10 protein-coding genes and 1 pseudogene are annotated in these 13,648 nt (G+C 63.2%); 6 read left to right on the top strand and 5 right to left on the bottom strand.

The window, feature by feature from the left end; all coding sequences use genetic code 11:
* The first annotated feature begins 50 nt into the window (after nucleotides 1–50).
* The 4 genes and pseudogenes from AO716_RS06685 to AO716_RS17535 all read left to right on the top strand — a co-directional run.
* A complete protein-coding gene (locus AO716_RS06685) occupies nucleotides 51–1,133 on the top strand; it encodes a sugar-binding protein (RefSeq protein ID WP_055240194.1) in 1,083 nt (360 codons plus the stop codon).
* Between the two features lie 190 nt (nucleotides 1,134–1,323).
* Complete coding sequence (locus tag AO716_RS06680) at nucleotides 1,324–2,448, top strand: Gfo/Idh/MocA family protein (protein ID WP_055240193.1); 1,125 nt, start codon at nucleotides 1,324–1,326, stop codon at nucleotides 2,446–2,448.
* 300 nt (nucleotides 2,449–2,748) lie between these two features.
* Nucleotides 2,749–4,218, top strand: a complete 1,470-nt coding sequence (locus tag AO716_RS06675) for a hypothetical protein (protein ID WP_055240192.1) — start codon at nucleotides 2,749–2,751, stop codon at nucleotides 4,216–4,218.
* Nucleotides 4,219–4,420: 202 nt separating this feature from the next.
* Nucleotides 4,421–4,813: pseudogene (locus AO716_RS17535) on the top strand (Hsp20/alpha crystallin family protein); the annotation flags it as partial.
* Between the two features lie 513 nt (nucleotides 4,814–5,326).
* Here AO716_RS17535 and AO716_RS06665 read toward each other — a convergent pair.
* Both AO716_RS06665 and purH read right to left on the bottom strand, forming a co-directional pair.
* Complete coding sequence (locus AO716_RS06665) at nucleotides 5,327–6,547, bottom strand: NADP-dependent isocitrate dehydrogenase (protein ID WP_082413390.1); 1,221 nt, start codon at nucleotides 6,545–6,547, stop codon at nucleotides 5,327–5,329.
* A 172-nt stretch (nucleotides 6,548–6,719) separates the two neighbouring features.
* Complete coding sequence (gene purH / locus AO716_RS06660) at nucleotides 6,720–8,333, bottom strand: bifunctional phosphoribosylaminoimidazolecarboxamide formyltransferase/IMP cyclohydrolase (protein WP_055240191.1); 1,614 nt, start codon at nucleotides 8,331–8,333, stop codon at nucleotides 6,720–6,722.
* Nucleotides 8,334–8,608: 275 nt separating this feature from the next.
* On the opposite strand from purH, the gene AO716_RS06655 reads away from it, so the two are divergent.
* Nucleotides 8,609–9,961 (top strand): MFS transporter, encoded by a 1,353-nt coding sequence (locus tag AO716_RS06655; protein WP_055240190.1) that lies wholly within the window; start codon nucleotides 8,609–8,611, stop codon nucleotides 9,959–9,961.
* Between the two features lie 76 nt (nucleotides 9,962–10,037).
* Here AO716_RS06655 and purN read toward each other — a convergent pair whose 3' ends face one another.
* A complete protein-coding gene (gene purN, locus AO716_RS06650; RefSeq protein WP_055240189.1) occupies nucleotides 10,038–10,616 on the bottom strand; it encodes a phosphoribosylglycinamide formyltransferase in 579 nt (192 codons plus the stop codon).
* A 39-nt stretch (nucleotides 10,617–10,655) separates the two neighbouring features.
* Here purN and AO716_RS06645 point away from each other — a divergent pair, with 39 nt between their 5' ends.
* A complete protein-coding gene (locus tag AO716_RS06645; protein WP_152969895.1) occupies nucleotides 10,656–11,099 on the top strand; it encodes a hypothetical protein in 444 nt (147 codons plus the stop codon).
* A gap of 255 nt (nucleotides 11,100–11,354) precedes the next feature.
* Here the strand turns inward: AO716_RS06645 and AO716_RS06640 are convergent, their stop codons facing one another.
* Together AO716_RS06640 and AO716_RS17900 are read right to left on the bottom strand one after the other, a co-directional pair.
* Entirely contained in the window at nucleotides 11,355–12,674 is a 1,320-nt protein-coding gene (locus tag AO716_RS06640; protein WP_055240187.1) for a DUF6350 family protein, read from the bottom strand.
* A gap of 146 nt (nucleotides 12,675–12,820) precedes the next feature.
* The gene (locus AO716_RS17900; RefSeq protein ID WP_414826582.1) at nucleotides 12,821–13,453 is read right to left on the bottom strand and encodes an HNH endonuclease; all 633 of its coding nucleotides are present in this window, start codon (nucleotides 13,451–13,453) and stop codon (nucleotides 12,821–12,823) included.
* Nucleotides 13,454–13,648 lie beyond the last annotated feature (195 nt).

The following is a 13,648-nucleotide window of genomic DNA, read 5'->3' as shown; positions in this document are numbered from 1 at the left end:
AATCCGCACCACGAAATACCACCGCTCCACCAATCAAGAGAAGGAACACCATGCGCAAGTTCGCAAAGTCATTTGCCGTCGTCGCCACGGTGGCAGCACTGTCGCTGTCCGCCTGCGGCCGTGCCGACGAGTCCACTTCCGGCGAAGCAGCCGGTTTCGAAGAAGGTTCGGCAATCGGCGTCGCGCTGCCCCAGAAGACCTCGGAAAACTGGGTCCTCGCAGAAGGCCTGTTCAACGACGGCCTGAAGGAAGCCGGCTATGAGCCGCAGGTCCAGTTCGCCAACGGCGGCGTCTCCGAGCAGCAGAACCAGATCAGCTCCATGATCACCAACGGTGTCAAGGTCCTGGTTGTCGGTGCCATCGACGGCGCCCAGCTCGGTTCCCAGCTGCAGGAAGCCAAGGATGCCGGCATCACCGTCATCGCCTATGACCGCCTGCTGACCAACACCGAGAACGTCGACTACTACGTCGCCTACGACAACTTCCAGGTCGGCCAGCTGCAGGGCCAGGCCCTGCTGGATGGAATGAAGGCCAACAAGCCCGAAGGCCCGTGGAACATCGAACTGTTCGCCGGATCCCCCGATGATGCCAACGCACAGGTCTTCTTCGACGGCGCAATGGACGTACTGAAGCCGGAAATCGAAGCCGGCAACCTGAACGTTGTTTCCGGCCAGACCGAATTCAACCAGGCTGTTACCCAGGGCTGGAAGGCCGAGAACGCCCAGAAGCGCATGGACACCCTGCTCTCGGGTTCCTACGGTTCGGAAGAGCTGGACGGCGTCCTCTCCCCCAATGACACCCTGGCCCGCGCCATCCTGACCTCCGTTGCAGCTGCCGGCAAGCCGGTTCCGGTTGTCACCGGCCAGGACTCCGAGGTTGAATCCGTGAAGTCCATCATGGAAGGCGTCCAGTACTCCACCATCAACAAGGACACCCGTGCCCTGGTGAACCACACCATCGACATGGTCAAGGGTCTCGGTGCCGGCGAAGAGCTGGAAATCAACGACGACGAGTCCTACGACAACGGCGTGAAGGTTGTTCCGGCATACCTGCTGGAACCGCAGATCGTCACCAAGGACAACGCTGCCGAGGCTTACGCCAACGATCCGACTCTGGCCGAACTGGTCAAGTAGTCCACAGCGCTGACGCGTACGGCCCGGGCTGTCTTCTTTGCGGAAGGCAGCCCGGGCTTTTCCGTGCCGCACAATCAATCAAACCGTCGGCAGGTGAGCCTTGGGACTGGGCAGTTTACGGCCCGGACAATAAGGTAGTTCTATTGCCGAGACACTAGCTGGCCAAGCCACTGACCGAGAGCCGAGGAATATGAGCGCCCCGCAGTTTATTCGCACACCGCCGTGCGTCCTTCAAGGAGCTCCCAGCCCGGTACAGGCCACCGGCCGTACCCTGCGGTGGGGAGTGGTTGCCACCGGCCGTATCGCGGCCCGGGTCACTGAAGACATCGCCCGGCTCGAGGACGCCGTCCTGCAAGCCGTCAGCTCACGTTCCGAGGTCACTGCGGTGGAATTCGCTGACCGGTTCGGCTTCGCGACCAGCTACTGCGACGACGAGCTCCGGGGCCCGGGGTACACACAGCTCTTCGCCGATCCGGAGGTTGACGTTGTCTACATTGCGTCTCCGCATGCCCAGCATTACGAGCTGACCCGCGAGGCTCTCGAGGCCGGCAAGCATGTGCTCTGCGAAAAGTCGATCACCATCAATGCTGCGGAAATGGCGGACCTGATGGAGGTCGCTTCCCGGCGCGGAGTATTCCTGATGGAGGCCGTCTGGAGCCGCTTCCTGCCCTGCATCAACCGGCTCTGGGAGATCCTCTCCAGCGGGGAGCTGGGCCAGATCCACTGGGTCCAGGCCGATCTTGGCTTCCCGGCTCCGTATGACCCCGCCAGCAGGCTGTGGGACCCGGCTGCCGGCGGCGGCGCACTGCTGGACCTTACGATCTACCCGCTGACCATGGCTGTGGGTGCGCTCGGGTTCCCGCAGCGGATCCAGGCCACCGGGTCTTTGAACGGCGACGGTGTTGATACGCAGAACGCCATTACCCTGGGCTACGATTCGGGTGCTCTGGCCCAGCTCACCTCCTCCCTGCTCTCTTCAGGTCCGCGCACGGCGACCATCTCCGGGTCGGAAGGCTGGATCCGCACGGGAGCTCCCCTGCACAATCCCGTGGAACTGCACATCCAGCAGCACATGGGTCCCTCCCGTGTGGAGCGTTTCCAGCAGGTGGGCAACGGGTACACCTATGAGCTTCGGGAAGTAACCCGCTGCATCCAGGAAGGCCTGACGGAGAGCCCGACCATGCCGTGGGACGATTCGCTGCAGACCATGCAGCTCTTCGACGAAGTCCGGGCACAGCTGGGCGTCCGGTATCCGAATGACGACCGCAGGCTCGCTTCGCTGGAGCCGCTCAGCAAACTCTCGGACTCCGTTTAGTCCCGCGCAGGATCGGTTAGTCCGGCGCAGGATCGGCAACTCATTTCGCAACCAAGTGTGAAGGGGCGCCGCGTCCCGCCCGCCGGCTGCCGGGCTGCGCCGTCGGGGTGCGCCGTGGGGTCGCGCCGTCGGGGTGCGACGGCGGGCCGCGCCGTCGGGGTGCGCCGTCGGGGTGCGCCGTCGGGGTGCAAGATAGGCTGCACGGTCCGGAACTGGACGTTCCGGAGCGTGCAGCCACTTTTCTAAATGCGGCCCTTCCAAACGCTATACACAGCCACTGTGCCGTGGTTACCTTCATCCATGGGAACAGAGGTCAATGCCAGGTCTTTCACGCGAGAAGAGCGGACCCGGTACCGGGCGCGCCTGCTGGAGAATCTCGACCGTTTTGCGGGTTTTCTGGGAACTGCTGAGTTCGCGGACACCGGCAGCATCGGCGTCGAACTAGAACTCAACCTGACCAATGACGACTTCTCCCCTGCCCTCCGGAACTCCTCAGTGCTTGATGAGATTGCAGATCCGGCGTTCCAAACGGAAATGGGTGCCTTCAACATCGAGATGAACCACCCTGCCCTGTCCATCGGAGGGCGGGGGCTGCTAGATCTGGAGGAAAGCCTGCGCCGGCAGCTCAACCGGGCCGATGAACTGGCTGCAAAGGCCGAAGCGAATATCCTGATGGTCGGTATTCTTCCCACGCTCACCAATTCAGTGCTCGACGGCGATGCCTGGATCAGCGCCGGGGCGCGCTACGCAGCCTTGAACACCTCCGTACTTCAGGCCCGCGGTGAGGACGTGTACCTGTCGCTGAACGGACTTGAATCCCTGACGCAGTATGCCAAGAACATAGCCCCGGAAGCCGCCTGCACCTCCCTGCAGCTTCATCTGGAGGTGAGCCCGGCAGAATTCGCACCGGCCTGGAACGCCGCGCAGCTCATCGCCGGCCCGCAGGTGGCCCTGGCAGCCAACTCACCCATTTTCCTTGAGCACGTGCTGTGGCAGGAGACCCGGATTGAACTGTTCAAGCAGGCTATAGACACCCGTCCGCCGGAGATGCGCAACCAGGGTGTCAGGCCACGCGTTTGGTTTGGCGAACGGTGGATCACCTCGATCTTCGACCTCTTCGAGGAGAACGTCCGCTACTTCCCCGCGCTGCTGCCCGAACTGTCCGCAGCCAGCTCCGGTTCCACGGAAGCGGGGGCACCGCTGCTGCCCGAACTCCGGCTGCACAACGGCACCGTGTACCGCTGGAACCGGCCCATCTACGATCCCGGAGCCGACACTCCGAACCTGCGGCTGGAAAACCGGGTGCTCCCCGCCGGGCCCACGGTGCTGGATGTGACCGCAAACGCTGCGTTCTTCTACGGACTGGTCCAGAAACTGCGGACCGCGGACCGTCCGCTGTGGACCCGGACCGCTTTCAAGACCGCCGCGGACAATTTCCTGGCCTGCTCCCGGCTGGGACTGGATGCATCCGTGTACTGGCCCGGCATTGGCGACATCCCGGTGGCGGAGCTGGTGGTACGGCATCTGGTGCCCATGGCTGCTGAGGGGCTGCGCGAGCTCGCTGTTGAGGACGCGCTGATCGAGCGCTACCTGACGGTGATCCGGGAGAGGGCCCGGACAGAGCAGAACGGTTCTGCGTGGCAGATCTCGGTCCTGGGAAAGCTGGAAGCCGAGGGATACGACAGGGCTTCTGCACTGGCTGAGATGACCCGTCGTTACTGGCACCATATGCACAGCAATGAACCCGTTCATCTCTGGCCAGTGGACTAAACGTGCCGCGGCCTGCGGGGAAATCGATCTTCCTCAAACGCCGCCGTTTTCGGTGGTGACCTCTAGCACTCGCAAATGCCGACTGCTAATCTTGAACCATTCTTGAGCGTACAAGACTCAAGTTGTCGACCCTTCGTTATTCCTGTCAGTGAAGAACACATCCACCCGTCCTGGCGGGACGGGTGAAAAGGAGTTGATGAGAATGGCCATGAAATTCGATCCTTTCCGCGAACTGGACCGCATGGCAGGCGCCCTTCTGGATCCCCGGCAGCGGCTGCGGCTGATGCCGATCGATCTTTACCGTGAAGGCGACCACTACATCCTGAATGCAGACCTGCCTGGTATTGATCCGGGATCGGTCGACGTTGATGTGGACGGCCAGCTGCTCACGATTCGGGCTGAGCGAACCATCCATGTGCCGGAGGGGGCCACCTGGCTGACCCGCGAGCGTGAATCCGGCACGTTCCTGCGCCAGCTGAATCTTGGCCAGGGCATCAATATTGAAGGCATTTCGGCCAAGTACGAGAACGGCGTCCTGAGCGTCTTCATCCCCGTCAGCGAACGGTCAAAGCCGCGCAAGATCCAGGTTTCCTCCTCCTACACGGGTGACAGCAATGTCATCAGCGGAGAATCCGAGACGGTCAGCTCCTCGGTCTCCGGATCCAGTTCCGGCTCCAGCGGGTCCGGCAGCGGCTCGGGATCCGGCATGGGCGGTTCCGGGAGTTCCGGCGGCTCCGGTAGTTCCGGCGGCTTTGGTTCATCGGGCAGCGGCTCAGGCGGCTTGGGTTCCGGATCCTCAGGTTCAGGCGGTATGGACTCAGGCTCCGGGAGCTCGGGTTCCTAGTCCTCAACCCGCTCCTGACGTGCCACAGTGAGCTCGCAGGCAGTGCAGTGAGCTCACGAGGCGCCTGAGTGAGTACGCCGGTCGGACCGGGTTAGGCGGCTTTAATACTCCAAGCGAGCTCTGCGGGCGAAGGAGTTTCGTTGCCGCCGTTCGGGCCCGCCCGGCCCGCCCGGCGGGCCCGGAACGCCCTCACCAAAAGAGCAGCCAGCCCCGGTCCTTTCCGGACCGGGGCTGGCTGCTGTTTACTGCGCTATAGCTTGGGTCTTAGCCCAGGCGCACCTTGAGGTTCTCGTCCAGTGCGGCGAGGAACTCTTCGGTGGTCAGGTACGGCTGGTCGGGTCCGACCAGCAGCGCCAGGTCCTTGGTCATCTTTCCGGATTCGACAGTCTTGACGACGACGTCTTCAAGGGTCTGCGCGAAGTTGATGACCTCGGGGGTGTTGTCCAGCTTGCCGCGGTGCATCAGGCCACGGGTCCACGCGAAGATCGAAGCGATCGGGTTGGTGGAGGTGGGCTTGCCCTGCTGGTGCTGGCGGTAGTGACGGGTCACGGTACCGTGTGCAGCTTCGGCCTCAACGGTCTTGCCGTCCGGGGTCATCAGCACGGAGGTCATAAGACCCAGCGAGCCGAAGCCCTGGGCAACCGTGTCCGACTGGACGTCGCCGTCGTAGTTCTTGCAGGCCCAGACGTAGCCGCCTTCCCACTTCATTGCGGAGGCAACCATGTCATCGATCAGGCGGTGCTCGTAGGTGAGGCCGGCCGCTTCGAACTGGTCCTTGAACTCGGCGTCGAAGACTTCCTGGAACAGATCCTTGAACTGGCCGTCGTAGGCCTTCAGGATCGTGTTCTTGGTGGAGAGGTACACCGGGTAGTTGCGCTGCAGGCCGTAGGCGAAGGATGCCCGCGCGAAGTCCTTGATGGACTCGTTGAAGTTGTACATGCCCATGGCCACGCCGCCCTCTTCGGGGTACGTAACAACGGTCTGCTTGATTTCTTCGCCGCCGTCAGCCGGGGTGTAGGTCAGGGTCAGGGTGCCGGCACCCGGAACCTTGAAGTTGGTGGCCTTGTACTGGTCGCCGTGGGCGTGGCGGCCAATGATGATCGGCTTGTTCCAGCCCGGAACCAGGCGCGGGATGTTGGAGATGATGATCGGTTCGCGGAAGACGACGCCGCCGAGGATGTTGCGGATAGTTCCGTTCGGGGAAACCCACATCTTCTTCAGGCCGAATTCTTCAACGCGGGCCTCATCGGGGGTGATGGTTGCGCACTTGACGCCCACGCCGTGTTCCTTGATGGCGTTGGCTGCGTCGATGGTGACCTGGTCGTCCGTGGCGTCACGGTTCTGGATCGAGAGGTCGTAGTACTTCAGGTCTACGTCCAGGTACGGGTTGATCAGGCGGTCCTTGATGAACTGCCAGATGATCCGCGTCATCTCGTCGCCGTCGAGCTCTACGACAGAGCCCACAACCTTGATTTTGTCAGCCACACGGTCTCCTTGTGGAATGGGGGTCCGGACATGGCTTTAGACATGCGGGGACCCGGCTTTTGGGTCTGGTTTCTGTGTCCAACTATGCCACAGCGCAGATGCGCTCCCTAAACCGCGGGCCGCATGCGGACATGATCCGTGCGGCCCGCGGCCGGGCGTGGCTGGAGTGTTCCTAGTGGAAGAAGTGTCGTGCGCCGGTGAAGTACATCGGCACACCTGCCGCATTGGCTGCGGCGATGACTTCTTCGTCGCGCACGGATCCGCCCGGCTGGACAACGGCGCGGACGCCGGCGTTCAGCAGGATCTCGAGCCCGTCGGCGAACGGGAAGAAAGCGTCCGACGCCGCTACGGCGCCCCGGGCGCGCTCGTCGTCTGAGCCTGCCAGCGTGTTGGCACGCTCGACGGCCAGCTTGCAGGAATCGACGCGGTTCACTTGGCCCATGCCCACGCCCACCGAGGCACCGTCGCGGGCCAGCAGGATCGCGTTGGACTTGGCTGCACGGACTGCCCGCCAGGCGAAAACAAGGTCCGCGAGGGTCTTCTCGTCCGCGGGCTCCCCCGCTGCCAGGGTCCAGTTCGCGGGATCGTCGCCTTCAGCCTCAACGGTGTCCGGCTGCTGCATCAGTACGCCGCCGGAAACCTGGCGGAACTCCAGCGGGTTGCGGCCGTAGCCGTCCGGCAGGGTGAGCAGGCGGATGTTTTTCTTGCGGGAGAGGATTTCCACGGCTTCCGGCTCGAAGTCCGGTGCGATGACAACCTCGGTGAAGATGTCCTTGACGGTCTCAGCCATGCCGGCGGTAACCGTGCGGTTGGCGGCGATGACTCCGCCGTAGGCAGAGACCGGGTCGCAGGCGTGCGCCTTCAGGTGGGCGTTGGCGATCGGGTCTGCAGCTCCCGGGGACGCTACTGCGACGCCGCACGGGTTGGCATGCTTCACGACGGCGACTGCCGGCTCATCGAAGTCGAAAGCGGCGCGCAGGGCGGCATCGGCGTCGACGTAGTTGTTGTAGGACATGGCCTTGCCGTGCAGCTGGTCTGCCTGGGCGACGCCGGGCATCGAGTCCTGGTCCGCATAGAGCGCGGCAGCCTGGTGCGGGTTTTCGCCGTAGCGCAGCACCTCGGAACGTTCCAGCGCCATGCCGGTATAGGCGGGCCAGGTGGCTCCTTCTTCGGTGCCGTCGCCGAACTGCGCGGCAGTCCACTTGGCTACGGCTGTGTCATAGGCGGCGGTGTGCGCGAACGCTTCGGCGGCCAGGCGGCGTCGGGCGTTTAGGTCAAAGCCGCCTTCAGCGGCGGCCGCGGTGACAGCGGAGTACTTGGCCGGGTCAACGACGACGGCGACAGAGGGGTGGTTCTTGGCGGCGGCACGGACCATGGAGGGCCCGCCGATGTCGATCTGCTCGACGACGTCGTCCTGCGCGGCCCCGGACTTCACGGTCTCCACGAACGGGTAAAGGTTCACGACCACCAGGTCAAAGGGTTCGATGCCGAGTTCATCCAGCTGGTCGCGGTGATCCTGGCGGCGGCGGTCGGCCAGAATGCCGGCGTGCACGCGCGGGTGGAGGGTTTTGACGCGGCCGTCAAGGCACTCGGCGAAGCCAGTGACTTCAGCAACCTCGGTAACTTCGACGCCGGCCGCGGCGATCTGCTTGGCGGTGGAGCCTGTGGAGACAATGCTGACACCTGCTGCGGAGAGGCCCTGAGCCAGTTCCGTCAGGCCGGTCTTGTCGTAGACCGAGATGAGGGCCCGGCGGATGGGTACACGGTCAAGGGGGGTGTTGCTCACGGGAAGTCACTCCAAGTGGGTATCGGCGAACGATGCACGCGGGCCATCGGCGGGCCCATGGTCGAGTTTATGCCTTGGCCCCTCCAGAGGGAGGTGCAGCGGGTAATACTCGGCGAACTCTGCGTCACCCTTTTTGACCCAGGCTTGCTGGTGGCTTAGCCAGCTTGAATTCCGGTACGTTACGCGCCGCGGATCCTTCCCACGGCCGGGCGTTGTAGAGTGTCCAGCAGTTAGTGCATTTTTGACTATAACTACCGGCGGAAGGCCCTCCCTCAATGACGACGACCCATTCCCTGCCCGCGGGCGACGAGGTGGTACAGAACCTGCCGTGGCGGTGGCGTGTCCAGGGCAGGATCTTTCTCATCGGCGGGCTGGGCTTTATGTTCGATGCCTGGGATGTCACCCTGAACGGCGTCCTGATCCCACTGCTCTCGGAAGAGTGGAACCTGGTTCCAGCGCAGGCTGCCTGGATTGGCACGGCAAACCTGCTGGGCATGGCGATCGGCGCGTTTTTGTGGGGCTCAATTGCTGATGCGATTGGACGCAAGCAGGCCTTTACCGCCACGCTGCTGATTTTCTCGATCTTCACGGTGGCCGGCGCCTTCGCTCCGGACATCGCCTGGTTCTGTGTCTTTAGGTTCCTGGCCGGCGTGGGGCTGGGCGGGTGCGTTCCGGTGGACTATGCCCTGGTTGGAGAGTTCACCCCGCGTAAACAGCGCGGCCGTGTCCTAACGGCCATGGACGGCTGGTGGCCCGTGGGGGCGGCACTGTGCGGCGTTACTTCAGCGGTCATCATGGCGACCGTCGCTGACTGGCGCTGGACCATGCTGGTTATGGTCCTCCCGGCACTGCTGGTCTTCTGGGTTCGGAGGTCCGTTCCGGAATCCCCGCTATTCCTGGTCCGTAAGGGACGGACGGAAGAAGCCCGCGCCGTTATCAATGATCTGATCCGGCGCACCGGTGGAACACAGACCGAATGGCGGCTCCCGGAGCCCGAGGCTGCGCAGAAGTTCTCCCTAAAGACCACGGGCAGCCAGCTTGCCGAGCTGTGGCGGTCCAATCCGAAGTCCACGGTGACAGCCTGGTCACTGTTTGTGACCATCCTGCTGGTCTACTACCTGGCCCTGCAGTGGATGCCGAAGATTCTCGTGGATGCGGGCTACGCCGAGTACAAGGCGTTCCTCACGACGTCGGGCATGGCGGCGGTGGGCCTGCTGGGTGTTGTTGCTGCGGCCCTGCTGGTGGAGCGGGTCGGCCGGAAGTGGCTGCTGGGCATTACAGGTCCTGCTGCCGCGGCGTCGCTGGTTGTGGTTGCCCTGGTGGTTGATGTTCCGGCTGCCGCAACGACATGGCTCTTGATCTACGGCTTTGTGGTGCAGGTGGCCATACCGGTGCTCTACACCTATGTTTCGGAGCTCTACCCGACCCGGCTGCGTGCCAGCGGATTTGGCTGGGCATCCACCGCATCGCGGGTTGGTGCAGGTTTCGGACCGCTGCTTTTTGTATCGGTGCTGTGGCCGTACCTCGGGCTGCCGCTTTCATTTGCCGTGGCCGGGCTGCTGGTGCTGGCTGCTGTGCTGTGGATGGCCAGGTTCTCGCCCGAGACTCGGGGTGCTGCACTGGACTAGGGTTCCCGGGGCCGTGGCTGAGCCGGGCGGCGGGTGCCTCGAAGCGGCTCCGGCGCCGGGCCGTCCGGATGCCGTATCAGAGTGCTGGGAGTCCTTCTTTGCTGATTTTGCTCAGGGTCTCGATCAGCAGCCGGCGTTCCTGCACCTTGATGCGCTCGTGCAGGGTCTCCTCGGTATCTCCATCGAGTACCTCTACCGCTGCCTGGGCCAGGATCGGACCGGTGTCCACTCCGGCGTCGGCAATATGCACCGTGCATCCGGTGACCTTCACTCCGTACGCGAGTGCGTCCCGCACGCCGTGGGCGCCTGGGAATGAAGGCAGCAGTGCGGGATGTGTATTGACGTAGCGTCCTTCGAACGTGTTGATGAAGTGCTCGTCAACAATCCGCATGAATCCGGAGGAGAGGACGACGTCGGGATCATACGAGGCGACTTTCTCGGTCAGCGCGCGGTTCCAGTCTGCTCGCACCGGGTAGTCCTTGAAGTTCACCACGAAGGTTTCATACCCGGCTGCGGCTGCACGCTCAATGCCGTAGGTTGCGTTTCTGTCCGCGCCAACCGCAGCAATTTCGACGTCGAGCTCCCCTGCCGCAACGGCGTCGAGCACTGCCTGGAGGTTGGAGCCGGTGCCTGAAACGAGAACAACAATTCGCATGTGTCAACCTTAGGTCGAAGCGTCGCCTAGGCTTAATCCATGAATAACGACGGCCCTGATGTACGCCCGCGACCGCCGTTTCCCCCGGCAACCCGCAAACCGGAGCCCACTGAGGCACAGTCCAAGGAAGCCCGGTCCTACATGTGGGTGTTTATCGCCCTGCTGCTGGGAATGCTGATCAGCTCAGATCTGGCCCTGCCTTGGAAGCTGCTGCCGCTCATCCTGGGTATTGCCGCCCTAGTGGTCGGAATCATGACTCTTGTGAAGGTTGTCCGGTTTGGCATGGGCGGATTCATGCGCATTGTGGTCTCCATGGGTATTGCCGCTACGGCGTTCATGACCATTGGTCTTGCGGCAATGGTTGCACTGTGGCCAATGACCGAGAAGTACGAGACCTGCATGCAGTCGGCGCTGACGGTGCAGGCCACGGAAACCTGCACCAAGGATTACCTGAGCTTCGGCGGGATGATCTCGCAGCCGTAGCTTGTCCGGTTCCGTGTGACCGGGGCTTTGCTTTCGGGGGCTCTGCAATCGGGGCTGCATGCTCAGAACCCTGGCCCCTTTCCCCGCCTACTCCGACAGCCTTCCACGTTTCCTGGCTAGTATCGGCGCATGACACCCGGTGAACGGCGGTTTATATGGTTCATCTGCGGTGGTTTCGGTGTCCTGTTTATCGGACTGCTTCTGCTGGTAACGAGCGGTGTCCTCGGGTATGTACTCGACCCTTAGTACCGGGAACTAGCTGTTCACCCCTGTTGCACCAACCGAAGGACGCCGTGTTTTCTCGCGCTCCAGCCATGGCCCTGCGGCATAGCCGATAACCGCTCCGACAGCCACTTCAGCTGCAACCCAGATTCCAGTCCAGAGCGGATCCGGTCCGATCTCCACGAACCTGCCGATGCCAAGGGATCCGCGGGCAATCAGGGCGATCGCGGCGGCCAGGAGTCCGGAGACAACACCGATTACAACCCCCAGACAAACCGTCGAGGCGGATGCCGTGAACCATCGGGCACGGATCTTGATGGAAAGCCATTCGTCAAAGTGGTTCTCTCCCTCACGCAGGAACCACCACCCGGCCAGGACTCCGGCGGCCACAGGGATGAGGAGAGCGGCATAGGCGAACTCGAGCTGCCCTGTGGGGAGGGCAGCCAGGACCGGGACAGCGGGCAGCGGCCCGACGGTTGTTTCCAGCGGGCTGATCATGCTTCCAGTTCCGATGCTGAAACCCGCGCCGGATGCCCACGCCAGGGTCCAGGCGACGAGATTCGGCAGGAGCCCAAGCTGTGCCACCGTGAGCACAATGCCGCCGATGATTCCGGCGTCGAGCTTTTCGTAGACAGTAACGATTTCCGCCCAGCTAATGGTCAGTGCCACCACTAGGAGGACTGCTGACAGCCCAACTGCAGCGGTAATCCCCACGACTCCAGCCCGGATAGCGGCCCAAAGATATGATCCTGCCCAGCGTGAGTGCTGGCTTGTCCGGGCAATCCAGTCGGTCAGGTCTACGCCAATGAGCCGGACCCATGAGCCGGCTTCCACCCTTGCACCAATGATCACCCCTAGTCCGGCCGAGATGAGGGGGATGAGGGCTCCGGCCACGAGGGAGATACTGACATCCTCATTTGCGGAGAAGTACGCTGCACATATTCCCAGAATGGCATATGTGCCGAGCGCTCCGAGCAGTGCCTGCCAGAGCTGGTCCGTGTAGGAGGCTCTGGCCAGCCGGCGTCCGGCTCGCCAGCAGAGGAAGAACGGGATCATTGTCAGGCCCAGCGGAATGAGGGAAAGCAGTCCCCCGGAGGGTTCAGGGCCGACCGTTCCTGCCGGGTAGCTCAGTGACAGCGGTACTCCGTGGAGTAGCAGCCAGGCTTGTCCGCTCAGGCGTGCCAGTGAGGCGTAGTCCCGGTCTGAAAACCCGTTGGTTGCCCACACTCCCGTGAGAGGCAGGATGACGACCAGGGCCGACAGCACTGCGGCCTGCCCCAGTTCGAACATTCCCTGCAGCCAGAGCGGCATGGGCAGCACACCCGGTTTCTTCGGGCGTTTCAAGAGTTTCATCGCTTTCTATCGTGCCATTCACCGCCGGTCCTGTTGCTGAGGGTGTGGGCGTGAGTCGAGGCTCGGCCTGAGCATTGCGCCCCGGAAAGGCGGTTGCCCCTGAGAGAGGACGTGGTGCCCTTGGTCTAGAACGCAGTTGCCCTTGCCTAGAAGGGAGGTGGATCGTCACTCGGTTGGTGGCTCTGTTCCAGGGGGTCTCGCCGCACAGGGGCTCGCTGCACCGAGTCTCGCCGCATTGGGTCTGCGCGCACAGAGTCTCGCCGCACTGGATCTGGCCCCACAACGTCCCGCCACACTGGCTCTCGCAGCATTGGGTCTGGCCCCACAGCGTCCCGCCGCTTTGGATCTGGCCCCACAACGTCCCGCCGCACTGGATCTGGCCCCACAACGTCCCGCCGCATTGGGGCTGGCCCCTGAGAGAGATAATCCAAAGCCGGATCGGTGACGTAGGTACGCCCGGTGGGTGAGCTCCACACCAAGGTTCCGGCTTCTGGTTGCCGGGCCTTCCAGTGGCCAAGGGTCTTGAACCTGTGGTGCTTGGGGCAGAGGTGTTCCAGGTTCCCATGATCGGTTGGTCCGCCGTGGGAGAAGGGCGTCGTGTGATCGATCTCCGCGTGGGTGACGTTCACTGAACAGCCAGGGAATCTGCACGTTCCATCCCGGGCCTGAAGCCAGCGTTTGAGCCCGGCAGGGATCCGCCGTGTTCGTCCAACGTTGAGGATTTCGCCCGTGTTTGGGTCTTGGAGCAGAGGCGTCCAGTGCAGTGCTTCGAGGATCATGGCGCGTGCGGTCTCGGCACTGACCGGTCCATACCCGTTCAGCTCCGCCGGATGCTCGTCTACGCCGGCGAGAGTGTCTGCGCTGATGAGGACCATAACTTCGGTGCGGACCCGGGAGCGTTTTTGGTTCCGGTGCCGTTCGGCCCGTCTCGGACGTTTACGGGCACTGGTCGCGGTGCCGGTCTCGGTCTGAGC

The organism is Arthrobacter sp. Edens01 (genome assembly GCF_001307035.1).
Classification (GTDB): Bacteria; Actinomycetota; Actinomycetes; order Actinomycetales; family Micrococcaceae; genus Arthrobacter_B.
Note: the sequence above shows the minus strand (reverse complement) of the source record. Positions and strands in the feature narration are given on the sequence as shown.